Below are 25,939 nucleotides of genomic sequence, written 5' to 3'. Positions count from 1 at the left end.
TGCGGTAACGGCTACTTATGGTTCCGCTCTTACAGCGGGTCACTTTTGAAGAGCGCAAAAGTAACCAAAACGCTCTTGCCCCACCACTTGGCACCTCGCCTAGGCTCGGTGTGCCCTCACTCCGGCATTGCTCCGTGGGCCCGCCGCGAAGGGCCATCCATGGCCCAGCGCGGCTATCCCGGCATCCATGCCGGGATGCCCACTCCACAATGCCTGCGTTCGGCCAGCGTGGTTAACGGGGCGCCCGAGATCAACGTCCGTTCCGAGGCGGCCTAGTAGCCGACCTGGCTCTTTCGGTCGTACACCCATCAGATCTGTTTGAGCAGGACCTGTGGGAGCAAAGCTTGCTCGCGAGGCGGCCTGACAGCCGGCCTGGCTCTCCCAGTCGTACCCCGCTCCCACACGGGTTCTGAGGCGCGCACAAAAACTAATACTCACCGCAACCCCCTGTGGGAGCGAGCCTGCTCGCGATAGCGGTCTGTCAGGCAACATCAATACTGACTAGCCCACATTGGTTTTGAGGCATGCACAAAAAACCAATGTTCACCACAATCCCCTGTGGGAGCGAGCTTGCTCGCGATAGCGGTCCGTCAGGCAACATCAATACTGACTGCTACACCGCCATCGCGAGCAAGCCCACCCCCACAGAGTGCTCCACTGCCCACAAAACCACCGAAATCCCCAGCTACAAACTCAACACGCGCTTCACAATCCTCGCCGTATAATGCCGCTCTTCCCGGCTTGTAAGAAAAAGCTACACACTCTGTAGTCATACTCAAAGCCAGACCCACAAGCCTGCCGAGTCGGGCCGCCACCACAGGTGCTATGCATGGATTTCAACCCCCTCGACCTCATTCTGCATCTCGACGTCTACCTCGACATGCTGGTGACCAACTACGGGACGTGGGTCTACGCCATCCTGTTCCTGGTGATCTTCTGTGAAACCGGCCTGGTGGTCATGCCCTTCCTGCCTGGCGATTCCCTGCTGTTCATCGCCGGCGCCGTCGCCGCCGGTGGCGCCATGGACCCAGTTCTGCTGGGCGGCCTGCTGATGCTCGCGGCCATCCTCGGCGACAGCACCAACTACCTCATCGGCCGCACCGCTGGCGAAAAACTGTTCAGCAACCCCAACTCGAAAATCTTCCGCCGCGACTACCTGCAGCAAACCCACGACTTCTACGACAAACACGGCGGCAAAACCGTGACCCTGGCGCGCTTCCTGCCGATCATCCGCACCTTCGCGCCCTTCGTCGCCGGCGTCGGCAAGATGAATTACCTGCGCTTCTTTGGCTTCAGCGTCCTCGGCACCGTCCTCTGGGTCGGCGGCCTGGTGACCCTCGGCTACTTCTTCGGCAACGTGCCATTCATCAAGCAGAACCTGTCGCTGCTGGTCGTCGGCATCATCCTGCTGTCGCTGCTGCCGATGATCATCAGCCTGGTGCGCAGCAAAATGAACCAGCGCGCCTCGAAAGCCCAACCGCGCTGATCGTTATGTGGTCCCTGAGCAACTGGCGCCGCCGACGCACCCTCGCCAAACACCCCGTGGCCGAGGACACCTGGCAGCGCGTGCGCCAGCAATTGAGCTTCCTCGACGGCATCAGCGCCGCCGAGGACCAATGGCTGCGGGAAGCCTGCGTGCTGTTCCTGCACGACAAACACCTCAGCGCCCTGCCCGGCGTCGAACTGCACCAGGAACAACGCCTGCTGCTCGCCGCCCAGGCGCAATTGCCGCTGATGCACCTGGGCGAACTGAATTGGTACCAGGGCTTCCACGAAATCGTCCTCTACCCCGACGACTTCCTCAGCCCCCAGCGCTACCGCGACGCCAGCGGCATCGAACACGAGTGGGACGGCGAACACAGCGGCGAAGCCTGGCCCCAAGGCCCGATCATCCTGGCCTGGGACGGCGTGATGGCCAGCGGCGGCTGGGACGGCTACAACCTGGTGATCCACGAACTGGCGCACAAACTCGACATGCTCAACGGCGACGCCAACGGCCTGCCACCGCTGCACGCCGACATGCGCGTCAGCGACTGGGCCGAGGCCATGCAACAGGCCTTCGACGACCTCGACCGCCAACTCGACCACAACCCCGACGCACAAACCGTCATCGACCCCTACGCCGCCGAAAACCCGGCGGAGTTCTTCGCCGTCACCAGCGAATACTTCTTCAGCGCCCCAGACCTGCTGCACCAGGCCTATCCCAAGGTCTACGAACAGCTCAAGGCCTTCTACCGCCAGGATCCGTTGGCGCGGCTGCGGCAACTTCAAGCCGAAGATCCGGTCTATCAGGCGTCATACTAAGGTCTCTAAGACCCTGGTAACGTGGCAACAGCGGCTGAATATGCCTATAATCGCCGCCACTTTTTGGTCAATCCGACCAGTCATTTGGTCAACTAACGGGGGCACCGCCCAATGAGCTACAGCAAGATTCCGGCTGGCAAAGACCTGCCGAACGACATCTACGTCGCGATCGAAATCCCGGCCAACCACGCCCCGATCAAATACGAAATCGACAAAGACAGCGACTGCCTGTTCGTTGACCGTTTCATGGCCACCCCCATGTTCTACCCGGCCAACTACGGTTACATCCCCAACACCCTGGCCGACGACGGCGACCCCCTCGACGTGCTGGTCGTGACCCCATACCCAGTGGCCCCAGGCTCGGTCATCCGCGCCCGTCCAGTCGGCATCCTGAACATGACCGACGACGGCGGCGGCGATGCCAAAGTCATCGCAGTGCCACACGACAAACTGTCGCAACTGTACGTCGACGTGAAGGAATACACCGACCTGCCACCGCTGCTGATCCAGCAGATCGAACACTTCTTCGCGAACTACAAAGATCTCGAAAAAGGCAAGTGGGTCAAGATCGAAGGCTGGGCCGGTGCAGACGCCGCCCGCGAAGCGATCACCAAGTCGGTTGCCGCCTACAAAGGCTGAAACATAACTTGATAAAGAACCCCGGTTTGCCCCGGGGTTTTTTTATGTCTTAATGGTTCCCAATACGAAACTGTATTAACAGCGTTTAAGCGCGTTTAGCCCGCACCTTTCAGATCCTGCAAACGGAAAGATCGTCTTATATATTTGAACGACATGTTTATTGCCGAAAACATCCTCGTCTCTAAACTTTTCGTTTATGAAAATACTTTCCAGTGGCGACCGCTTCAGAGCCCTTCTAAAAGAAGCCAATATTCGATCCGCCGACTTCGCGAAGCTGTACGGCGTGAAATCCCAGCACGTGAACAACTGGTTCAACCGTGGCATCCCGCCGGGGCGCATCTACAGCATCGCCAGCCTGCTGACCGTCAGCCCGCAATGGCTCGCCACCGGCGAAGGCCCGCAAACCCCATTGGGCCTCGGCCCCGGCACCACCTACGAGGCGGCCGAAAACGATGGCGTCTACAGCGTGGCGGAACCCACGGACATCGAACTGCCTTTCTACAAGGAAGTCCCCATCGCCCCCGGCGAAACCAAAACCCACATCGTCGAAATCCCCGACCAATCCATCCGCCTGCCCCGCAGCCACCTCGAATCCCTGGAAATAAACCCCAGCGACGCCATCTGCATCACCATGGTCGGCGACAGCATGGCCGAACGCATCGCCGACGGCTCCACCCTCGCCATCGACCGCGGCCTGACCCAAATCGTCGACGGCCAAATCTATGCCCTAGAACACGACGGCATGCTGCGCATCAAATATCTGCACAGAATCCCCGGCAACCGACTGCGCCTGCGTAGCCACAACAGCGCTGCGTACCCCGACGAGGTCTTCAGCGCCGAACAGATCGACGCGCAACACATCCACGTGATCGGCTGGGTGTTCTGGTGGTCAACCCTCAACAAACAAAGACCGCCGGTATCCGACTAACCCACCCGAACGGACAGACAGACAGGCAAAGCTCCTTGCGCTGAGGAGCCTTTGTGACAGGAAGCTTTTGTGGCAAAGAGCCTTTGTGGCAGAAATCTTTGTGGCAGGGAGCTTTTGTGGCGAGGGAGCTTGCTCCCGCTGGGCTGCGCAGCAGCCCCCTGCCTTCCCCCTGAATCACCCTAACCCAATGATTCCACACCACTTACCACTGGGCTTCTGAACCAAACCCGCGTATCCTCCGCCCCACATTTGCGAGCCCACGCCTCGCACCGACAAGGCAGATCACTTTCTGACCAAGTCCCACAGCCGGCCGCAAGAGCCGGATGTACGTTTTGAAGGCTGGTAAGGTTTGTCAAAAACGAGCTGAATCAGTCAACGAGAAGCCGGCCATAAGCCGGCTTTTTAATGCTTTTTTGAAAGCCAGCCTCATCTACTGAAATCCTCGACAGCCTCGCTAGAACAATGCTTTCAGCCTATTTTTGTTCCTGTGACTTCTGTTTTGATCCGCCCTCTTCCACGACCAAGTGGGGAACCGGTGGGGGAACTGAGGGTAGAAAAATGGGCTAGCTGACCGCGAAACAAGTCGAAAATTTGACCGTTCCAGGAACCTATGAAGACGGCGATGGATTACGCATGGTCATCAAGGACTCAGGCCGGAAATTTTGGGTGCTGCGCTTCCAGCTACACGGCAAACGGCGAGAGATGGGGCTGGGTGGCTATCCACAACTCAATCTGAAAAAAGCCCGCGCCGCCGCGTATGAACATAAAGTCCAGATCCTCAACGGCACAGATCCCCTAGCCAAACGACAGGCTGAACAAGCCACTCAGCGTGAAGCTGAACGCCGAGAAATGGCACAGCTAATTACCTTCGAGAAATTGGCCGCCGACTACCGAGATGCCCATGGCTTGAGGTGGTCGGAGAAATGGCGAAAGGGCTGGCTGAGAAAACTCGAGCTCTATGCCTTCCCTACAATAGGAAAGCTGTCAGCTAACCAGATCGAGACCAAACATTTGATCAAGGTCCTCCATCCACTATGGTCGACCAAAACGCGGACGGCTGACGAAGTACGTGGGCAAATCGAACAGATACTCGATGCCGCCAGAGCCCGCGGCCTCAGGACCGGAGAGAATCCTGCACGCTGGCGCGGCCACCTGGAAAATCTGCTCAGCCGGCATGAGAAAAAGAAAGCTCGCAAACGCCAGCATCATCCTGCGCTGAAATGGCAGGACCTGCCGAGGCTCATGGAAGCCTTACGTAGGGACCCCAGCCACGCGTCTGTCGCGGCTCAGTTACTGATTCTAACCGGCGCTCGCTCGCATATGGTCCGATTCGCACGCTGGGATGAGTTTGACTTGGTGTCGGGTCGATGGTCTCTGCCTGATGAGCGCATGAAAACCCGGCAAGCGTTCGCGATCCCCCTGGCTCCAGAGGTGGTTTCACTTTTGAAAGGCCTTCCGAAAATCAACACTAGAAATTCCTACGTTTTTCCTGGCCACGGCCGAAGCGGCGTGATGCATGCTAATGGCATTCGTAATTTGCTACATGCACTGGGTTATGAGCACATCACTCGTCACGGTTTCCGCTCAACCTTCCGGGACTGGGCAGGTGAAAAGACGCCTTTCCCGAGAGATATCTGCGAACTCGCGCTGGCCCATGATGAGCGCGGAGAAACGTAAAGCGCATACTCTCGATCAGACTTTTTTGATAAGCGACGGGAGCTGATGCACGCGTGGGCTATCTACGCTACATCCACACCTGAACACGCGGATGAGACTCAACGTGAAACGCCGGGAGAATGATGAGGCGCAACCGCTGATTGCGTCGGACCTTGGACCCCATGCATCAAGGCGACAGCCCTGTAACTGCGGCGCAACCAACATTGGCGTAGAACCACGAGGTCTCTGGGTACCGGCTTTAAAGCCAGGTCCCTTTAAGTAGGGATGCGTAGCCTCCCTACTTAAAGGGACCTCACTTAAAAAATCTAAAGCCCACGCAATTGTCTGTGGAAAACCACTAATTTCCATCGGTGGATAATTTCATCCGCAGTCGCAGAACTCCCAACAATTCGAGCCTTGACCCGAATTCTCCACAGGCGTAGAAAAGGTCGGGCAAAGCGCTGTCGTTGACAGCAACCCAGGTAGCCAGAACCTTCAAGGCTACGCCACACCGTGGTGGTTCTCCCAAAGTGCGATTAGCGTCCGGCGGCTCGCACGGTCACAGCGATGTGATGGATGCCTACTTTTACCTGTATGCCCACTGCGGCAACTCACCCCCTTACATAGCTGCTCTGCAGCATCCTATTCGCTTGGCCATTTCACTGCGCCAACCTGCGCCCGTCTCTTTCTCCCGGAAAGAGACGGGCGCTCCTACCGCTGCTGCAGCCCACCTAGTACAAGGCTTTGCGGCATTCCCCCTCGTGACAATCGGCGTGACAAATACCGAAATCACCAGCAACAGCGATGCAGATGATGGTGCCGCAGCCTAGGGAATGGACTGCACCTGACTGACAGTCAGGTATGCCCCGGTCATCGCTTCACTGCCTTCACCCGACTCAGGATCTCGCGGCGCCGGTCTCGTCAGCCGGTGCAGCCTCTACCCGCCCACCGGTATCGGTGTTCAGGAGGCCAGATCATGAGATGCCCATGCTCCTGGTCGTAGAGAGCCGCCAGTCCCGCGTTAGTGGACAACCCACACAGGTCGCAGGGGCCTTGATCCCTGATAACACTCAACATTCTTGGCGGGATGACGTGGGGAAAATTTTAAGGGGTTCGCTTCGAGAGGAGTTAGATCATGACACTGGTAGGTAGACGCGATGGGCGTAATTTTGGGTATGGCCGGCAGCTGAGTTATGCCAGGCCGCAGGCGCTACGTGATCTATTTGGCGGCGGGTATCACGGCATGGTGATATCGAGCAGTGACAAATGGCAGACTTTTGTCCGCAGTTACCGGTCTGACGAGCTCTGATTTCAGGGGAGGATTACCGTATAGTTGCGTCACAACATCACACCGCCGGCACAACAAACTTTTATGGACAAACTACAGCTTTCAGAAACGGACATCATCACCAAACTCATCCTGCCGGCTGTCAAACAATCCGGCTGGGACCCGATGACACAGCTCCGCCAAGAAGTGAAGTTACGCGACGGTAAAGTTATCGTCCGCGGCCAGGTAGGTGCCCGTAAAACGGTTAAATCAGCTGACATAGTGCTCTACCACAAACCCAATATGCCACTGGCAGTGATAGAGGCTAAGGCCAATAAGCACGAAATAGGCAAGGGCATGCAGCAGGGGTTGGATTACGCCCGCCTGCTGGACGTTCCCTTTGTGTTTGCCAGTAACGGCGATGGCTTCGTCTTTCACGATAAAACTGCGGTCGATCAAGGCGGCGAGCTAGAGAGTGAAATCACCCTGGCCGACTTTCCCAGCCCCGAGACCCTGTGGCAGAAATACTGTGCCTGGAAGGGTTTCACAGAGGCCCAACTACCGTTCATCACCCAAGACTACTACGACGATGGCAGCGGTAAGTCACCACGCTACTACCAGTTGCAGGCTATTAATAAAACCATCGAAGCCGTATCGGCCGGACAAGATCGCATTCTGTTGGTGATGGCTACCGGTACCGGCAAGACCTATACAGCCTTCCAAATCATTTGGCGCCTGTGGAAAGCCCAAAAGAAGAAACGCATTCTCTTCTTGGCCGACCGTAACATCCTTGTCGATCAAACCCGCATCAATGACTTTCAGCCTTTTGGCCAGGCTATGACCAAAATCACCGGTCGCAGGGTGGATCCATCCTACGAGATTCATCTAGCTCTCTATCAAGCGCTCACCGGTCCAGAAGAACAACAGAAAGCTTACAAGCAAGTTGATCGCGACTTTTTCGACCTGATTGTTATCGATGAATGCCACCGTGGCAGTGCTGCGGACGACAGCGCCTGGCGTGAAATCCTTGAATACTTTGGTTCGGCCACCCAGATCGGCCTAACAGCCACACCCAAAGAGACGGATGAAGTTTCCAACATCGATTATTTCAACGAGCCGGTTTACACCTACTCACTCAAAGAAGGCATTGAAGATGGCTTTCTCGCCCCTTACAAGGTTGTGCGGGTGGATCTGGATGTCGACCTGCAAGGCTGGCGACCTACCAGGGGCCAACTCGATCAAAATGGCGAGCTGATCAAAGACCGTATCTACAACCAGAAAGATTTCGATCGCGTCATGGTCATCGACGAGCGTACCCAGCTGGTGGCAGAAACCATTACCGCCTACCTCAAGCGCACAGACCCGATGGCCAAGACCATTGTTTTCTGTAACGACATTGATCATGCCGAGCGCATGCGCCGAGCACTGGTCAATCTCAACAAAGATCAGGTCGCCAAGAACGATAAGTACGTGATGAAAATTACCGGCGACGATGAAATCGGCAAGGCCCAGTTAGATAACTTTATTAATCCCAAGCGCGCCTACCCAGTTATCGCCACCACATCAGAATTGATGAGCACCGGCGTCGATGCCCAAACTTGCAAACTGGTGGTACTGGATCAAAATATTCAGTCGATGACTAAGTTTAAACAAATCATCGGCCGCGGAACCCGCATCAACGATAAATATAACAAACTCTGGTTTACCATCCTCGACTTCAAGAAGGCCACGGAGCTCTTCGCTGATGACCGCTTCGACGGCACCCCCGAAAAAATCATGGTCACCGATCCCACCAAAATCATCGACCACGATGACACAGGCTTTGATGATGAACTCAACAAGGGGGATGAGGAAGACAGCCCAGAGAACACCGCCGAATCAGGTGAAAACAGTACCAATGGCGGCACCATCGCTGATGAAGAAGGGTGGGGTGGCGACTCAACCACTCGTACCGGGGACGGAGAAGGCGAACCCTACGTCAAATACCGCGTGAAAGGTGTTGTTGTTAATAAAATTGCTGAGCGCGTTCAGTATTACGACACCGACGGCAAACTGGTGACTGAATCTTTTAAAGATTATACCCGCAATGCAGTTACCAAACACTTTGCCTCATTGGACGATTTTGTTCGTAAGTGGAAAGACAGTGAACGTAAGCAAGCGGTCATCGACGAGTTGGCAACCGAAGGGGTTATCTGGCAGGCTTTGGAAGAAGAAGTCGGGAAGGACATGGACCCCTTCGACCTCATTTGCCACATCGTTTACGACCAGCCTCCGCTCACCCGCAAGGAGCGCGCGGAAAATGTTAGAAAGCGCAATTACTTCACCAAATACTCTGAGGTTGCCCAAACCGTGCTCAACATACTTATTGACCAATACGCCGATGCGGGCATCAGTCAGCTGGAGCAATCAGGCTTTGCCGAGCTCAAGGTCCCCAAGCTCAAACCGCTGGGTAATCCCATGCAAATTGTACAAAAAGAATTTGGTGGTAAGCCCCAATACCAGCAGGCTCTAAGCGAACTAGAGGATCAGCTCTACGCGAGCGATCAAACCGCCTAAACCCTATTTCAGTCATTCGCAATATGCGCTCCCCATCAAAAAGCGTGATGCGAGCTGGCTTAATTGTAAAAGAGAAACCAATGCCCGTCAGTTCAGTAATAAAATCGATCCAAGATGTAATGCGTAAAGATGCCGGCGTAGATGGTGACGCTCAGCGCCTGGGGCAAATGTCTTGGCTATTATTTCTTAAGATATTCGATGGCCAAGAACAGCAGTTGGAATTCGAACATGACGACTATCGCGCTCCTATCCCGGAGAAGTATCTGTGGCGCAATTGGGCTGCCAACGATCAAGGAATTACCGGCGACGCCCTTCTGGCGTTCGTAAACGAAGATCTGTTTCCATCACTCAAAAGCCTCACCGTATCTATCGACAACAACCCCCGCGGCTTTGTCGTCAAAGAAGCCTTTAGTGATGCCTTCAACTACATGAAGAATGGCACACTATTACGTCAGGTAATTAACAAGCTCAACGAAATCGACTTTACCGACTCGAAAGAGCGCCACCTGTTCGGCGACATCTATGAGCAAATTCTTAAAGATTTACAGAGCGCGGGTAATGCTGGCGAGTTTTACACCCCTCGAGCCGTTACACGCTTTATCGTCCAGATGATTGATCCGCAGCTTGGCGAAGCCATCTTCGATCCCGCCTGCGGCACAGGCGGTTTCCTCGCCTGTTCGTTTGACCATGTTGAGCAAAACTACGTTGCTACCGCTGAAGACCAGCAAATTCTTCAGGGGCAGATCCACGGCGTCGAGAAAAAGCAGTTACCGCACCTGCTCTGCACCACCAACATGCTATTGCACGGCATAGAAGTTCCGGTGCAGATCAAACACGGGAACACTCTCAGCAAGCCGCTTTCAAGCTGGGAATCAAATATTGACGTCATTGTCTCAAACCCCCCCTTTGGTGGCACCGAAGAGGACGGCATAGAGAAAAACTTTCCCGCCGAGATGCAAACCCGCGAAACTGCAGACCTCTTCCTGCAATTGATCGTAGAGGTTTTAAAGAATAAAGGGCGTGCCGCCGTGGTTTTACCGGACGGCACGCTGTCCGGTGAGGGCGTAAAAACAAAAATTAAAAAGATGTTGATGGATGAGTGCAACCTACACACCATCGTACGCCTGCCAAAAACTGTGTTTGCGCCCTATACCAGCATCAAGACCAACATCTTGTTTTTTGAGAAGGGCCAACCGACTACAGACATCTGGTACTACGAAGTGCCATTGCCCTCAGGCGTTAAAGCCTTTAACAAAACCAAGCCCATGAAGCTGGAGGATTTTAACAATTGCGCTGTCTGGTGGGGCGAAGGCGACACCCATCAACAAAGACTGGCCCGCCACAATCGCCAAATCAACAAGCAAGCATGGAAGGTCAACCTAGAGGAAATTGTCGAGCGTAACTACAACCTTGATATTAGAAATCCTCACCAAGAAGCACAAATCAACCACGATCCAGATGCATTGCTGGCCGAGTACACACTGCAACAAGCAGAAATTCAAGTACTGCGCGATCAGCTCAAAAGGGTATTGGCTGAGGCTTTGTCTGGCAACACAGGAGGCCAGCCCGAATGAACGCAGAACAACGAATTACCGAAAATATCGATCTCTGGACTTCCGCTATCAAAATCAAAGCCACACAGGGCCGCGGCAGCAGCAAGAAATACGAGCTTCATGGCATAAAAAAATTACGCGAGCTGATCCTGAACCTCGCGATACGCGGAAAACTGGTATCGCAAGATCCAAACGACGTTCCGGCGAGTGCTTTGCTAGAGCAGATTAAAGCCGCCAAGGCTCAGGGGGTTCAAGAGAGAGAGATAACGAAGGTTAGAGAACCCGCTGAGATTAACGAGGATGAAAAACCATTCAATCTACCAAGTGGGTGGGACTGGGTTCGGTTTGGTGAAATTTTTGACATGCAATATGGCGATAACTTGCCTGAACCTAAACGGAGCAATACAGGTGAATACCCGGTTTACGGTTCAAACGGAGTTGTGGGCAGCCACGAGAAATACTCAGTCGCTCAACCGTGTATTGTTATAGGCAGGAAAGGTTCAGCCGGAGCTCTGAATTTATGCCTAAATGACGGATGCTGGATCACAGATGTGGCTTATAGCTTGGTGCCGCCTGCTGAGCTAGATTTATATTTTACATATAACCTTCTACATACGTTAGGTTTAGACCACTTGGGCAAAGGTATAAAGCCTGGCCTTAACCGCAATGATGCTAACATTTTGTTGCTGGCTATTCCCCCTATAGAGGAACAGTGCCGAATAGTAAGTAAAGTAAATGAACTAATGGCCCTGTGCGACCTGCTGGAGCAACAAACCGAAGCCAGCCTGGAGTCCCATCAAATGCTAGTCGACACCTTGCTGGGGGCTTTAACCACCGCAAAAGACGATAGTGAACTCGCTGAGAACTGGGCACACTTGAGTGAACACTTCGATACACTTTGTTCAACAGAGTACGCCGTTGAGCAGCTAAAAAAAACAATCCTACAACTAGCCGTAATGGGAAAACTCGTCCCTCAAGACCCTTCTGACGAACCCGCTAGCGAGCTTCTAAAGCACATCGCTTCCGAAAAGAAGCACCTACTCAAAGAGAAAAAAATCGCGAAATATCCCGCTCTACCTGATATTACTGACGGAGAAAAGCCCTTCTCGCTGCCAGAGGGATGGGAGTGGTGCAGACTAAATACGCTATCACTGCACTCTGAGGGTGGCTGGAGCCCTAAATGCCATGGTTTCGCTAGAGAAAAAAATGCTTGGGGCGTTCTAAAAGTTAGCGCAGTGACCTGGGGGAAATTCAATCCAAAAGAAAACAAGCAACTCCCAGACAACTTAGAACCCAGACCGGAATACGAAGTAGCAGCAAATGACTTCCTAATATCTCGCGCAAACACATCGGAGCTCGTAGCAAGATCAGTAGTTGTTCCCGCCGGGACTGAAAAAAAACTCATGATGAGCGACAAAATCATCAGATTTGTATTTAGCGAGCTTGTATCACCTAACTACTTAAGTCTTGTTAATAATTCACAATGGTCAAGAAACTACTATGCTCGGGTAGCTGGCGGAACGAGCAACTCGATGAAAAATGTATCTAGAAAGCAAATAGGGATGCTCGTATTAGCACTCCCGCCGTTAGAAGAGCAGAAGCGAATAAACTCAAAAGTCGAAAATCTTATGGTCCTCTGCGACCAACTAAAAAACCGACTGAGCGTAGCTCAAACCACTCAGCTAGACCTTGCGGACACTATGGTTTACCAAGTAATTGGCGAGCCGGTTAAAAGCATAGAAGACCCAGGAATTGACACGCCAATTATGAAAATCACGACGATACTGTCGCTAGGTCATGAAGAATTTGATGATACTGCAATAATCGCATCAATCCTTCGCGAAATAGGCGGAGCGGCGAATGCGAAAGATGTATGGAGTCAAACAAGAATGAGCCTCCCTGAATTTTATGCACAATTAAAAACAGAAATAGACGCAAAATATATTACCAAGCCAAAACATGCAGAATTTAAAGAGGCATAAATCAAGTGAAGTTAAAGGAACTAACGCTACCCAACCATAAGGGTTTTATTAACTTCAGCACGACATTTGACGAAGAGTCTCCAATCACGACTATAATTGGTCAAAATGGCGTCGGTAAATCCAATTTGATTGAGACAATCATCTCAATTTTCAAAGCCATCGATCTAGGCGAGTCGGCTGACTTTAGCTACACTCTGATCTATGAATGCCACGGCCATGACATACAAGTTAGATTTGACATCCACAACAAATCCAATAATTTGGTCATAATAGATGGCGATAGAAAGTCTTTCTCCTTTCTAAAAAGCAATGCGAAAAAATATCTTCCGCAGAACATCTTCACTTATTATTCCGGAACCAACGAGCGAGTCGAACAGCTGTTTGTAAAACATCAAACTCGATTTTATGATGCTCTTACCAAGGGTGATGACCAGCTCATCCGACGCTTTTTCTACTGCCGTGACGTCCATAGTTTTTTTGTGCTTCTTGCCTTCTTAGTAGATAACGATCCGGCTTGTAAGGAACTGTTAGGGCAGCTGCATATAGCCTCGCTGGACTCAGTCCTATTCTGTCTGAAAAAGCCATACTGGTACAAAGGTAAGCCTTCTGATGTCATGCTCGAGGAGGGAGACCCTAGATTTTGGTACTCCCGCGGAATTGTCAGAGACTTCCTCGACAATTTATGGCGATACGCTATAGCACCGATTGATAACACGGAACGCAAGATCGTTGATTTTCGAGGCCGCTCAGAAAGCCAGGATCGCCTATACCTGTTTCTACCAGATGATAGCGCGTTAAAGGGCTTAGCTTCAGAGTACCCAGACACAACATCACTATTCAAAAATATAGAAAGCACCTATATTGCCGACCTACTTGAAGACGTCCAAGTAACTGTAACTCTCACCGACGGCAAAAAACTGACTTTCTCCGCCCTCTCTGAAGGTGAACGTCAACTCCTAACTGTTCTAGGACTAATGAAGTTCACTCGAAACGATGAATCTTTATTTTTACTTGACGAGCCTGATACACATTTAAACCCTCGATGGAAGCTGGGTTACTTTGATCAAATCGAGAAAATCTTAGATCACAAAATTGAAGGCAGTGATCTTAGTGCCTTGCACACCAGCCAGGTAATATTGACCACACACGACCCACTAATGTTGACTTCTCTGCGCGCAACGCAAATCCGGGTACTGACGGAAAGTCAGGAATTCGGCAAACAATCTGTGATACCTGAAGAAGACCCAATCAATATGGGTGTAGAAGCGATTATCCAGTCCGGGCTTTATGGCATCCGTACAAGCCTTGACAAGGATATTCAGGAAAAAATCGACTTAAGAAATGAGCTGCTGTCCAAACAACCTGAGGGGGCAGCCCCTTCTGTTGAATTAACAAATCTAAACATCGAACTAGACAACCTAGGCTTATCACAAGCGCATCCAAACCCCTACTTCTCTAACTTCGCCAAGGCCATGAGCCGAAATCCAAAATTCCGACGCCTAGAATTTAGTTCCGATGAATATAACGAGATCCAGGTACTATCCGACGACATCCTGAGAAAATCTATTTCTTCGGAGACAGATTAATGATCCGCATCAAACTCCCCCAAAAGCTACCTCCGGAAATCGAAACATGGAAACTCAAATCTCTAGAGATAACTCAGGAGATATTAAGCGCACCTGATTTAGAAAAAAAACACGCCCTTATTGAGCGTTATAAAAACCACTGGCGAAACGAAGAACTAGTTAGCTTCCTATCTGAAATCTCATTTGAAAAGTGCTGGTACACGGAAACAAAATTTGGGGGAGACTACCAAGAAGTTGAGCACTTCAGACCAAAAAAAGAAACAAAAAACTCAGACGGTACAGTGCACATCACTCATAGCGGCTATTATTGGCTGGCTTTTGAATTATCAAACTATAGGTTATGTAAATCAAGACCGAACCGAAAGAAGGGCACATTCTTTCCAATTATCAATGAGCGGTATCGTGCAGCTGATGAATCTGAGCCTTGGCAAGATGAGACCCCTCTTTTCCTAGACCCTTTGAGATCTAGCGATGTCTTGCTACTTAGCTTTAATGATAACGGCAAAGCGGCACCAGAGATAAAACTTGGCGTAGACGACATTCGCCGGGTGAAGTTTACAATTGAGAAATTCCATCTAAACGAAAGAATACTAAACAGTAGGCGCAAGCAGACATGGAATACTGCGAGAGATTTATTTAACAGCTACCTGAACGCGCTTAATGACGCAACCAAGAGCATTGCTAAAAGGCAAGATGCGGAAAACGAGCTAAACAAATTAGAAAGCCTACTTGCACGCGACGCTGAATTCTCATCAGTTGCAAAAGCTTCACTTATGAAAACTGGAGATCCAATAGCAATAAAAATTGCATGTACGATTTAATCCTTCGCACCCTGATTTAACTGGGCAGTATCAGGGCCTAGTTCCAGGATGGATTCTCAACACCCATCGATCAGGGACTACTCGATTAATACTACTCCCGAGCATAGAAATTAAAGCCCGCCAGGCAACTTCGACAGTGAATGACAGAAGAAATCCTATCGGGGCCAATTTGGTCAGCAGGTTACTGCCCAAATTGGCCACCACCTCGTCGCTGAACCAGCCAAGCTGACGTAGCACTTGGGTAATGAGCAAGTAAACGTACATGCCTACGATCTGCCCCTCTCTACCTCCACAAAAGAACATCCGTCATACTCTCAATGGGCAGAGTCTCCTCGATAGTTTTCCCGCCGACCGCTCAATGCAAAAGCGGGAAGAAAGTACAGAGCAAAAACCTCCAAGAAAGCCGGTCTTTGCCGGAATAAAGCAGAGGAAAATCACCAAAAAGTGGGGGAACAAATGGGGGAACTGAAGGCACTTCAAAAGTGGTAATTTATTGTTTTTCAAATATCTAAATACATAAAAAGCTAACCATAAGCCGGCTTTTTAATGTCTGAGCTTTATCCATTCCCCCGTCCAATATCCCGCCTGATGACCAAATAACGTCGCGCGCAAGCATGACCGTGCTCGACAGCAAAGGTCATCGAACACCGTATGATTCCCAAACGCCATCAGAAGAGAATATTCTGACGACATATTGCGCTGCGTCCTACAGCGAAACGGGAACCCTACGGATAGCCCCCGCCATGTCCTCTTCACCTATCAGCAATCAATCCAATCCGCCCTGGAGCCGTGACGAACTCGTCCTAGCCCTGAACCTGTACCTTCTTCACCGCAATGGTTTACCCGGAGTGAATCATCCGGAAGTCCGAGCTCTATCACATAGCCTCAATCTCATTGGCACCGCTACTGGTGTGAGCAAGAACCAGAGTTTTCGTAACACCAATGGTGTCTGCATGAAGCTTAACAATTTCCGTCGTTGGGATCCGAGCTACACCAACACTGGTCGCACAGGTCTTGCAAAAGGTAATAAGGACGAGGAATTGGTATGGCTGGAGTTTGCTAATAGTCCCGAGCGCCTGGCCGAAGTCGTAGCAGCCATCAAGGCGAACGTTAAAACCACTTCTTCTACTACGCCAATGGATCTAAGTGCGGAGGAAGAACCGGGCTTTTTCGAAGCAGAGGAAGGAAAAGTGTTAACCCGCGTACACCGTGTACGGGAAAGGGACAAAAAACTCGTCAAGCGAAAAAAGGACGAAGCCCTCAAGAAGCACGGTGTTCTCCAGTGCGAAGCCTGTGGCTTCAACTTCAGCAAAACATACGGCCCGGACATCGAAGGCGTTATCGATGTGCACCATACCAAGCCACTGCATACGCTCCAACCTGGCGATAAAACCAAGCTCGCGGACCTCGCACTGTTATGTGCCAATTGTCACCGTGTGGTGCATTCACGCCGTAAGTGGTTAAGTGTCGCCGAGGTCAAGGACCGCTACCAAGAAGCAAAAAAAAATCCTGAACTGGGCCGACTCACGGAGGTAAATCAGTGAAAAGCTTTTCTCATATTTAACGGTCAACCATTTCCCCCTACCTGCGGAACTAGGAATCGAGCAACGTCTGTGAGATAAAGCCTTCCATTTTTGGAAAAGGACTTTCAGATCAATGCTTCCGTACCTAGCTACCTATCTACTCATCGCGCTTATCCTTGCAGCAATCGATCGACTTACCGACCAACCAATGTTCATTAGAACGCATTCAAAGCATTTCCCCTGGAAACTCAACTACAACATCAGATGGTGGGGCCCTCAAGAATATTGGGCGGCTATCACGCTGGGCTCGGTTGCCGCCCTCCACATGCTCATGTTCTGGCACATGGTAGGAGGATCGATCAAAAAAGACGTCGCTCAAGTTTTTTTTATTGTTATCTGCTTTAGCTCATCGGTGCTTTCTATCAGGCATTTTAAACTTGTAGAAAAATTCAAAATACATGCATGGTGGATGACCATTCTCACGGCTCTAGCTACAGTAGGATTGGGGCTTGTCGCTAGCGCATACGCCGACTCGTTCATCATTAACCTCACCAGCGTCGATGCAGCTCAGCTTCCAGTTGCGCAAAAGTCCTTGTCTATGCTTATCTTGGTTTCTCTGTGGGCATTCATTACGACATTTATTGTCAGCTTGACGGTCGTCATCACTTCCATTGCTATCGCCTTAACCTCTCCAACTTTCATTGGAACGATCAGAAAAAATTATTTAACGGTACAGCAATGGAAACTCTACAGACCAGGACTCGGCCATCACCGTCGCACACGAATGCTTTTCGCGGTATTCGTTGGATCCGTTTATACGGTAGTTATTGCTTGGAATTCGTGGGAATACATTCTTAGGGACGCCGATGACTATCTACAAGAAACCATCGTTTTTGCTTCATTTCACCTTCACCCCCGAGATTGCGCAATTCCAGGCAGACCAGAGGAGGCACGAGCTGCGCTAATCAGCGAAAATCGTGTAGTCGTAGCTACTCCTGAGAAAAGAGGCTACACCTTTGAAACGCTACCTTGTGAGATGCAGTCGAAGAAGGCTTTAAAGGACGCCGCTCTGAAACGATTGAAGCAGGACAGCTACTTCTAAGGAAAACCAAGGTAATGTGCTGAAAGGGGGGCAGCCATCGACATTCCTTCGCAGGTGCTGTGGCACTCAACAAAGACAATTGTGCAAGTACCTCTTGCACAAATTAGAGCTCATCGCTTTGAGGACTTCGAAGACACAAAAAAGGTCTTGCCAAGCAAGACCTTTCTTCATACCTGGGGTAAGCGCGGCCCCTTCTTACCTCACCTCAACAATATCCAAAGCCCGATTAGCTAGCAGCTCACTCACCTCAATCACCTTTAAAATCCCCAATGCAAAATGCCGTCGTGATCCCTCCAGACCAAACGTCAAATCATTGATCATGGCATTGGCCGCAGCCAGGTTTTCACTGAGATTCGCCAGCAGACACTCCGAATCAACATCAGGCGCGATGCGGAAAATAGTGTTGGGCTTGTCAGACGTTTCGCTCTTCGGCGTAGGCTTCAGATAGTAATCCAACGCCCGGTTGGCAGCTTCATCGAGCTTCTTGTCACGAGCAGACTGAGCGCAAGACACATGCTCATCTGTAGCTGGCGGGTTGGGCGTAATTTTAACCATGGTAAAGCTCCTAGAGTCTGTTGGAGCTACCACCATTCGCTGCGAAACGAAGTTGGGGTGGCAGCTGTACGCGGGTTCGCAGACCGGGACTCTAGGGACCGGCAGACCCATGGGGTCTCCCACGCACAGCCACCTCTGGCGAAATCACAGATATGGGCGATCTGCTTTCGAAGGTGACGTTGTGCGCCTATAGAGTCCGGGCTGCGAAACCCGATCACTGATGCTCAGTGACGGATTCAAACTACCGACGCCCTCCAAGACGCACAAGCCGGCGGATTCTGGCGTAGTTGTAGGCAATGGCGCAAGACTGCGTCAGCCCCTCCCAAATCCCACGCGCCTCAATAAACATCCCGCCGTTTTCCCCTAACGTATTCAAACAAACCACTTCGGCTGAGCGTCCCCCACTCCCAATCGATTTAACGGTAGATAGTCCAGACGCCAAGCATTGCCAGGGCCCAAAGCAGCACTCCGGGCACCATGGCCAGATAATTCCAGGCGGTGAAGCGCGAATTGCTCAGCGCCTGAGGGTCATTGGCGGCGAAGTTGATCATCGGTTGGCCCCGGCTCACCACATAGGCTCGCAGTGGAATCGCCAACAGTAACCATCCCATCAGAAACTCGAAGCCATCGACGCGCTTCGCCACTGCATTCAATAGGCTGGCACCGACCGTCAGCACCACGTATACGGTTGCCCACTGCTCATAATCCCATTCAAATGTACGACCACTGCCGCGGATTTTCTCATTCGCACGCCGATACAGTTGGTGAATGAAAAATATGCACAACAGGCCGCGAGCCCACGGCCAGATATCTGCCTGGGTGGATTGCTTGTACAGGCTCCAGTTTTTGTATGACCAGTAATAGAAATAGAAGCCAAACGTCAGAATCGCCAGTGTCAGAAGCTTTGCCGGTGAGACCACATAGAATTCGTATGGCTGTTCTACGAAGGTCTCCAATGGAGCCAAAGGTGGTGCGTAAACATTTTCGGACACGGCAGCTTCCTTGATAAGGGTGAACAGATAAGGCTAACGACCTGCCGGGCGAAATATTGAGGGCCATCATCACAATCGATCATGTGTCCTGGCTGGCCGCTGTCGGGCGACCGACCACAAAAAAAGGCCTTGCCATGCAAGACCTTTTTTCATACCCGGGGTAAGCGCGGCCCCTTGTTACCTCACCTCAACAATATCCAAAGCCCGATTCGCCAACAGCTCGCTCACCTCAATCACCTGCAAAATCCCCAACGCAAAATGCCGTCGTGATCCCTCAAGACCAAACGCCAAATCACTGATCATGGCATTCGCCGAAGCCAGGTTTTCGCTCAAATTGGCAAGCAGACATTCCGAATCAACATCAGGCGCAATACGGAAAATAGTGTTGGGCTTGTCAGACGTTTCGTCCTTCGGCGTAGGCTTCAGGTAGTAATCCAACGCCCGGTTGGCAGCGTCATCAAGCTTATTGTTACGAGCAGATTGAGCGCGAGACACATGCTCATCTGTGGTCGGAGGGTTCGGTGTAATTTTTGCCATCGACTTAGGTTCCTTAAGTGATGCTGCAACCACCTCGCGACTAAACGAGAGGGCGGCAGCTGTGCGCAGGTTAGTCGACCGGTGAACCTAAGAATCCCGGCGCGCCCGGGGGCGCCCTGCGCACAGCCACCATCAATACAGGAACAGCACAGCCTGTCCGACGGGGACTTGATACGCCTTAGGTTGAGACGGGCGACTAAACCCGATCACTGATGCTCAGTGACAGGACTCAAACTACCGACGCCCTCCAAGACGCACAAGCCGGCGGATTCTGGCGTAGTTGTAGGCAATGGCGCAAGGTGATGTCGGTCGTGGCTGGTCTCGTGGAGTCACGATAAACAGCGGGCCGAAATGTTGCTGATGCACCGCTATCGCGAGCAAGCTCGCTCCCACAGAGGAGCTTGCGTCAGGTATTTCAAACATAGGAATGGTGGAGCGGGTTTGCATCGTGAATGCGCTGCGTAAGCGTCATTTAGCAAGGCGCGGCGCTGCGGTTGGGGAATTGTGCAGCAGGCTGCTGCACTACTTTAAGAGAACTCATCGCTCCAAGTGCGCAGTGCGGAAATGCGTTCGCAACCGGCTGCATCCTTGCAGCCAGTCGCGAAGAGGGTGACGACTCGTTATTCAACGGGGCTTGCGAGCAATGTCGCAATGAATCAGGCGGGATATCTCGATCATATCCACGACGGTTTTGTCATCGACCACAAACCCGCTGCCTGAAACCCCAGCGCTGCTATTACTTGAGTGTGACGTCGAGCATCGGCGGGATGTAACCGTAGTCGTACTCGGCCACCACGAACGTCTGCAGCCCTTTTATTTTCATGCCCACCGTTGGCGCCTCGGTACCACCCACACGAATCTGCGTGCCGGTTTCGTCGGTCGGTACGCTGTCGATGAAGGAGGTCACCAGGCCGTTTGGCATTACATAGTGCGAGTAGGTCTGGAATGGCTGGGAGGACGGGTTGCCCAGCACCAGGCCGGAACCGTTCAGTGGCACGTAAGGGCCGAACAGCGAGTCCGCGACAAAACCGTACACCCCGTCCGGGCCGGTCACACCGTCGGCGTAGGTGAAGGTATGGCTAATCGTGAACAGGTAGTACTTGCCATCCTGGAACACGAAGTGCGGGCGCTCGGTCTGGTCGTTTACCCCGACGGCGGTCAGCAGTGGCGGCAACATTTCCCAGTCGTCACCGTCCGCGTCGCGGGCCACGGCGATGCCGACACAGGCGGTCTGGTAGCGCGAGTTGCCGACATCTTCATAACCCGGCGGCACGTCGCCGATTTCTGCCTCGCCTACTTTGTGCGAGCCTCGCTCACCGGCCACGTTGCCCTCGAACAGCATGTATAGCTTGCCATCTTTCGGGTCGCGGAAAGGCCATGGGTCGCGGAAACCCCAGAACGCGTTTTGTGCTTCGGTCTGGTACATCTTGCCGTCAGCCTCGAACAGCGGCTTGACCTTCTCGAAGCCGACCATGCTGACACCATGTTCAGTGGTCACCACCCGACCGCGCACCTTGACGATGGTCGCGCCTGGGGTGACGGCGGTGTAATACAGGTCCACTTCACCTCGGTCGTTCAACAGGATCGGCGTGCCGGCCCATTCGCGAGCGGTCGGCGAAACGCCTTCGGCCATCACGCGGCCACCGAATTCCCAGTTCTTGCCGGTACGGGAAAACCAGTAGTACATCTTTGCCCGACCGTGGCGATCGCTCCAATCGCGGAGGATGTCGTAGTTGCCGTCCTCATCGAGGTACTGCGGGTCGTTTGGATGACGATCGGCCGTCAGGGTAAAGATCACCGACCAGCCATCGACGGACGTCACGTTACCGTCCAAGTCGCGCAGGGGCATGGTGTCCCAGATGAACACGTCGTTGTTCAGTACCGGGAAATCCGCGCTGACCAGCGGCTGGGTGGTGGTGGGGTCATCTGCCCGGACTTTCAACGCGTCGGCGCGGGTCCAGAGGCTGGGTTGATGGGGGGTTACACCGAATTTTTCAGTGGTGGTTTTCATAGGTTATTGCCTCGTCCATGAATGGATTCAAATAAATAGTGATTTGGAAATACTGTATGTGCATACAGTGAGGCTACCTTATAGGGGCTTATGCATGCGGGTCAAGCATAAAAATGCATTTGTGCATAATTGGGTTTTTTGTTCGAGCTGATACGTTTCAGCCGTGAACGTTTGCAGAAGTTAGTTCATGGGGAGATCGCCGACGTTGTCGGCACGGTCGGCGCTCTGAACGCAGCTCGGTGGAAAGCGCGCGTAACGGGGCAACGGGCGGAAGCAATGCATAGAGGGATAGGCGTTTTGCGCAAAGGCCAATGCAAGGCGGGGAGCCACATGGGGGTTTAACGAAAAACTTGATATGTCGCCGTCGGCGAGATGGAGGGAAGCGGGTCGTGGTGAGCTGATCGCGAGGTGGTGAGTCAGCGGTTTTGATGTTGACTGGTATAGCGCTATCGCGAGCAGGCTCGCTCCCACAGTGGGGTGTGCGAAGTGCCTGCTAGGGCGGTGGGTCAGTTGTTTTGACGAGGATCGGCCATAAAAAAAGGCCTTGCCGTGCAAGACCTTTTTTCAAAACCACCTTCGACTGAGTCACCGCCATCCCTATTCGGCTCAACGATAAAGGACCCAGACTCCCAACAGTGACAGCCCCCAGAGAAAAACGCCTGACGCCATGAAGAGGTAATTCCATGCGGTAAAACGCGAATTGCTCGACGCTTGAGGATCATTGGCAGCGAAGTTGATCATCGGTTGGCTTTGGCTCACCACATAGGCCCGCAGTGGAATCGCCAACAATAACCAACCGATCAGAAATGCAAAGCCATCGACGCGCTTTGCCACTGAATTTAATACACTGGCACCGACCGTCAGCACCACATATACGGTTGCCCACTGTTCGTAATCCCACTCAAATGTGCGACCGCTGCCGCGAATTTTCTCGTTCGCTCGGCGATACAGTTGGTGAATGAAAAATATGCACAGCAGGCCGCGCGCCCACGGCCAGATATCTGCCTGGGTGGACTGCTTGTAAAGGCTCCAGTTCTTGTATGACCAGTAGTAGAAATACAGGCCAAACGTCAGGATCGCCAGCGTCATAAGCTTTGCTGGCGACACCACGTAAAACTCGGATGGCTGGACGACAGTTTCCAATGGAGCTAACGGTGGTGCGTAGACATTTTCGGACACGGCAACTTCCTTGATCAGGGGGAACAGATAAGGCTAACGACCTGCCGGGCAAAATATTGAGCAAAACATAAACCATCATGGAAGCGCCGTATGGCCTGCGCAGGCACAGAGCCCTGGCGCCTGCGCATATCCCCCTGCCCCCCGACCCGCTCACCCCAACGTATTCAAGCAAACCACCTTCGGCTGGGTCATTTCCTCGTAGGCAAAGCGCACCCCTTCCCTGCCCAAACTGCCGTATTTGGAACCGCCAAACGGCATCGCATCAAAGCGGAAATCCGACGAATCATTGATCATCACGCCCCCTGCCTCGATCCGTCGTGCAGCGCTCATCGCGGTGCTGAGGTCGTTGGTGAAGATCCCGGCGTGAAGCGCGTATTCCGGTTCGTTAGCCAACGCAATGGCTTCATCGAACGTGTCGAACGGCTGCAACACCACCACAGGCGCAAAGGCTTCATTGCGCCAGAGTCGGCTGGTGTGGTCGACGTTTTCCAGGACGGTGGCGGCGTAGCAGGTGCCTTGGCGGCGGTGGCCGCAGAGTAAGGTGGCGCCTTGTTGCAGGGCTTCGTTGACCACTTGTTCGGCGTTTTGCGCGGCTTGTTGGGTGATCATCGGGCCGATGTCGGTGTTGGCGAGCAGTGGGTTGCCGACGACAAGGGCTTGGGCCTGGTTGACGAAGCGTTCGCGGAAGGCTTCGTAGATGGGCGCGTGGATGAGCAGGCGTTGGGTGCCGATGCAGTTTTGCCCGGCGGCCCAGAAGGCGCCGGAGATGCAGCTGTCGACGGCGGCGTCGAGATTGCAGTCGCCCATGACGATGACGGGGGCGTTGCCGCCGAGGTCCATGGCGAGTTTTTTCAGGCCGGCAGTGCGGGCGATTTGTTCGCCGGTGACGAAGCCGCCGGTGAAGGAGATCATCCGCACGTCGCGGGCGGCGACCAGGGCTTTGCCCAGTTCCGCGCCGCCGGTGGCGACGGTGACCACGGTTTCAGGCAGGCCGGCGGCGACCAGGTACGACACCAGTTTGAGGGCCGACAACGGTGCCAGCTCGGACGGTTTGAGGATCACCGCGTTGCCGCCGGCGATGGCCGGGCCGAGTTTGTGGGCGACCAGGTTCAGCGGGTCGTTGTAGGGGGTGATGGCGACGATCAGGCCCAGGGGTTCGCGGGTGAACCAGCCCTGGCGCGATTCGGCGCCTTCGTAGGCATCGAACGGCACGATTTCGCCGGCGTTGCGCTTGGCTTCTTCGGCGGAGAGCTTGAGGGTGTTGACGCAGCGTTTGACTTCTTTTTCGGCCTGTTTGAGGGTCTTGCCGGCTTCGTCGACGATCAGCCGGGCGAAGGCTTTGGCGTCGCGTTCGATGTTCAGTGCGGCGTGTTCGAGGATGCTGGCGCGTCGATGACGTGGGAGTGCGGCACAGGTTTTTACGCCGCTGCGTCCGGTTTCGAGCAGGTGTGGGACTTCTGAGGCGCACACGTCGGCGACGGTGCCGACGATGCTGCCGTCAAACGGGTTGAGGACTTCGATGTGCGGTTCGACGACCGCCAGGGCCAGGCGCGATACGTTCACTGGTTGTGCTCCTGTTTGCGGGTTGCCGATTGGTGGATGTGAATGATGTCCGACAGCAGTGCGAAGGCGGTTTCGGTGCGGCCTGCGCCCGGACCGGAGACGGTGACGGCGCCGAGCAGTTCGCTGGTGAACGACACAGCGTTGGTGGCGCCGCTGATGCTCGCCAGTGGGTGGTCGTTGCTCAGCAGGCGCGGTTCGACGCTGGCGCTGATGGAGCCGTCGGCCTGGCGCGTGGCGGCGCCGATGAGTTTCCAGCGGGCGCCGTCGTGGCGGGCTTTTTCGATGTCGGCGAGGCTGAGGGCGGAGATGCCGCTGCAGGTGACGTCGCTGACGGTGAGTTTGGCGTCGAGCAGTTCGTTGGCGAGGATCACCACTTTGAGGCGCACGTCGTGGCCTTCGACGTCTGCCGTTGGGTCGGCTTCGGCGTAGCCCAGGGCTTGGGCCTGGCTGACGGCTTCGGCGAACCCTAGACCGCCTTCCATGCAGGTGAGGACGAAGTTGGAGGTGCCGTTGAGGATGCCTTCGAAACCGCTGATCGAGCTGCCGGCCAGGGACTGTTTGGCGAGACGAATGACGGGGGTGCCGCTCATCACCGAGCCTTCGTATTCGAAGGCGACGTTGTTGCGCTGGGCCAAGGCTTTGAGCTCGGCGCCGTGCAGGGCGATGGGGCCTTTGTTGGTGGTGACCACGTGTTTGCCGCGCTCCAGGGCCCAGCGGCAGAACGAGGTGGCGGGCTCGCCGTCCACCGGGTTGGTGAAGGTGGCTTCGGCGATGATGTCAGCGCCGCAGTCTTTGATTACCGCTTCGTTGAGGGCATCGACGGTGCCGCCGGGCAGTTGGGCCATGGCGCCTTGGGTGGTAGGCAGTTTGGCCAGTGACGCGGCGTCGAGGCCGTGGCGGTCCATCACCGAACCGAGGAACAAGTCGGTCACGCCGACGATTTTCAGGGTGAAGCCGAGTTCGGTTTTCCACTGCTGGTTGCGCTCGGCAATCAGCTGAGCCAATGCCCGGTTTACACCGCCGAAGCCGACTAGAGCCAGTTTGTATTCAGTCATTTTTGTTATGTCCTTGATCCGGGGGTGGGATGTTGGGATCTAGGTTAGGGAGGTGGCGTGGGCAGTGAAATATGCCAATTTGCTCTATTTTTTGGGCGTTTTGACCAGGGGGTGGGCAAAGCGGTAGGGG

General features: G+C 53.5%; 19 protein-coding genes and 2 pseudogenes. 14 read left to right on the top strand and 7 right to left on the bottom strand.

Annotation, left to right across the window (positions count from 1 at the left end):
* The first annotated feature begins 87 nt into the window (after positions 1-87).
* From LQ215_RS20300 to LQ215_RS20235, 14 genes and pseudogenes are all read left to right on the top strand, one after another.
* On the top strand, positions 88-276 hold the full coding sequence (locus LQ215_RS20300) for a nucleoid-structuring protein H-NS (RefSeq protein WP_230152308.1): 189 nt from the start codon (positions 88-90) through the stop codon (positions 274-276).
* A 553-nt stretch (positions 277-829) separates the two neighbouring features.
* Positions 830-1,486, top strand: a complete 657-nt coding sequence (locus LQ215_RS20295; RefSeq protein WP_230152287.1) for a DedA family protein — start codon at positions 830-832, stop codon at positions 1,484-1,486.
* A 5-nt stretch (positions 1,487-1,491) separates the two neighbouring features.
* Positions 1,492-2,304, top strand: coding sequence for a zinc-dependent peptidase (locus LQ215_RS20290; protein ID WP_230152286.1), 813 nt, complete (start codon positions 1,492-1,494; stop codon positions 2,302-2,304).
* Positions 2,305-2,415: 111 nt separating this feature from the next.
* Positions 2,416-2,943, top strand: a complete 528-nt coding sequence (gene ppa, locus LQ215_RS20285; RefSeq protein WP_003205933.1) for an inorganic diphosphatase — start codon at positions 2,416-2,418, stop codon at positions 2,941-2,943.
* A gap of 196 nt (positions 2,944-3,139) precedes the next feature.
* On the top strand, positions 3,140-3,871 hold the full coding sequence (locus tag LQ215_RS20280) for a LexA family transcriptional regulator (RefSeq protein ID WP_230152285.1): 732 nt from the start codon (positions 3,140-3,142) through the stop codon (positions 3,869-3,871).
* A 567-nt stretch (positions 3,872-4,438) separates the two neighbouring features.
* Positions 4,439-5,671: pseudogene (locus LQ215_RS20275) on the top strand (tyrosine-type recombinase/integrase).
* A 991-nt stretch (positions 5,672-6,662) separates the two neighbouring features.
* Positions 6,663-6,830 (top strand): annotated as a pseudogene (locus tag LQ215_RS20270) (integrase domain-containing protein); the annotation flags it as partial.
* A 69-nt stretch (positions 6,831-6,899) separates the two neighbouring features.
* Entirely contained in the window at positions 6,900-9,350 is a 2,451-nt protein-coding gene (gene hsdR, locus LQ215_RS20265) for an EcoAI/FtnUII family type I restriction enzme subunit R (protein WP_230152307.1), read from the top strand.
* 80 nt (positions 9,351-9,430) lie between these two features.
* Positions 9,431-10,924, top strand: coding sequence for an N-6 DNA methylase (locus tag LQ215_RS20260; RefSeq protein ID WP_230152284.1), 1,494 nt, complete (start codon positions 9,431-9,433; stop codon positions 10,922-10,924).
* Entirely contained in the window at positions 10,921-12,885 is a 1,965-nt protein-coding gene (locus tag LQ215_RS20255; protein WP_230152283.1) for a restriction endonuclease subunit S, read from the top strand. The genes LQ215_RS20260 and LQ215_RS20255 overlap by 4 nt, the downstream gene beginning before the upstream one ends.
* 5 nt (positions 12,886-12,890) lie before the next feature.
* Positions 12,891-14,471, top strand: coding sequence for an AAA family ATPase (locus tag LQ215_RS20250; protein WP_230152282.1), 1,581 nt, complete (start codon positions 12,891-12,893; stop codon positions 14,469-14,471).
* Positions 14,471-15,292, top strand: coding sequence for a hypothetical protein (locus LQ215_RS20245; RefSeq protein ID WP_230152280.1), 822 nt, complete (start codon positions 14,471-14,473; stop codon positions 15,290-15,292). Before LQ215_RS20250 ends, LQ215_RS20245 begins: the two co-directional genes overlap by 1 nt.
* Positions 15,293-15,906: 614 nt before the next feature.
* On the top strand, positions 15,907-16,836 hold the full coding sequence (locus tag LQ215_RS20240; RefSeq protein ID WP_230152278.1) for an HNH endonuclease: 930 nt from the start codon (positions 15,907-15,909) through the stop codon (positions 16,834-16,836).
* A gap of 112 nt (positions 16,837-16,948) precedes the next feature.
* Complete coding sequence (locus LQ215_RS20235) at positions 16,949-17,917, top strand: hypothetical protein (protein WP_230152276.1); 969 nt, start codon at positions 16,949-16,951, stop codon at positions 17,915-17,917.
* 195 nt (positions 17,918-18,112) lie between these two features.
* Here the strand turns inward: LQ215_RS20235 and LQ215_RS20230 are convergent, their stop codons facing one another.
* The 7 genes from LQ215_RS20230 to LQ215_RS20200 all read right to left on the bottom strand — a co-directional run bounded on the left by LQ215_RS20230 (position 18,113) and on the right by LQ215_RS20200 (position 25,809).
* A complete protein-coding gene (locus tag LQ215_RS20230) occupies positions 18,113-18,472 on the bottom strand; it encodes a DUF6124 family protein (RefSeq protein ID WP_230152274.1) in 360 nt (119 codons plus the stop codon).
* 416 nt (positions 18,473-18,888) lie between these two features.
* Positions 18,889-19,464: a hypothetical protein gene (locus LQ215_RS20225; RefSeq protein WP_230152272.1), complete on the bottom strand. Its 576-nt coding sequence runs from the start codon at positions 19,462-19,464 to the stop codon at positions 18,889-18,891.
* A 177-nt stretch (positions 19,465-19,641) separates the two neighbouring features.
* The gene (locus tag LQ215_RS20220) at positions 19,642-20,001 is read right to left on the bottom strand and encodes a DUF6124 family protein (RefSeq protein WP_095963463.1); all 360 of its coding nucleotides are present in this window, start codon (positions 19,999-20,001) and stop codon (positions 19,642-19,644) included.
* Between the two features lie 736 nt (positions 20,002-20,737).
* Positions 20,738-22,012, bottom strand: coding sequence for a glycoside hydrolase family 68 protein (locus LQ215_RS20215; RefSeq protein ID WP_230152270.1), 1,275 nt, complete (start codon positions 22,010-22,012; stop codon positions 20,738-20,740).
* Positions 22,013-22,618: 606 nt separating this feature from the next.
* On the bottom strand, positions 22,619-23,191 hold the full coding sequence (locus LQ215_RS20210) for a hypothetical protein (RefSeq protein WP_230152269.1): 573 nt from the start codon (positions 23,189-23,191) through the stop codon (positions 22,619-22,621).
* A gap of 150 nt (positions 23,192-23,341) precedes the next feature.
* The gene (locus LQ215_RS20205; RefSeq protein ID WP_230152268.1) at positions 23,342-24,754 is read right to left on the bottom strand and encodes an aldehyde dehydrogenase family protein; all 1,413 of its coding nucleotides are present in this window, start codon (positions 24,752-24,754) and stop codon (positions 23,342-23,344) included.
* Complete coding sequence (locus tag LQ215_RS20200; protein ID WP_230152267.1) at positions 24,751-25,809, bottom strand: homoserine dehydrogenase; 1,059 nt, start codon at positions 25,807-25,809, stop codon at positions 24,751-24,753. Before LQ215_RS20200 ends, LQ215_RS20205 begins: the two co-directional genes overlap by 4 nt.
* Positions 25,810-25,939 lie beyond the last annotated feature (130 nt).

It is taken from the genome of Pseudomonas brassicacearum, assembly GCF_918698105.1.
In the GTDB taxonomy this organism is placed as follows: domain Bacteria; phylum Pseudomonadota; class Gammaproteobacteria; order Pseudomonadales; family Pseudomonadaceae; genus Aquipseudomonas; species Aquipseudomonas brassicacearum_F.
Note: the sequence above shows the minus strand (reverse complement) of the source record. Positions and strands in the feature narration are given on the sequence as shown.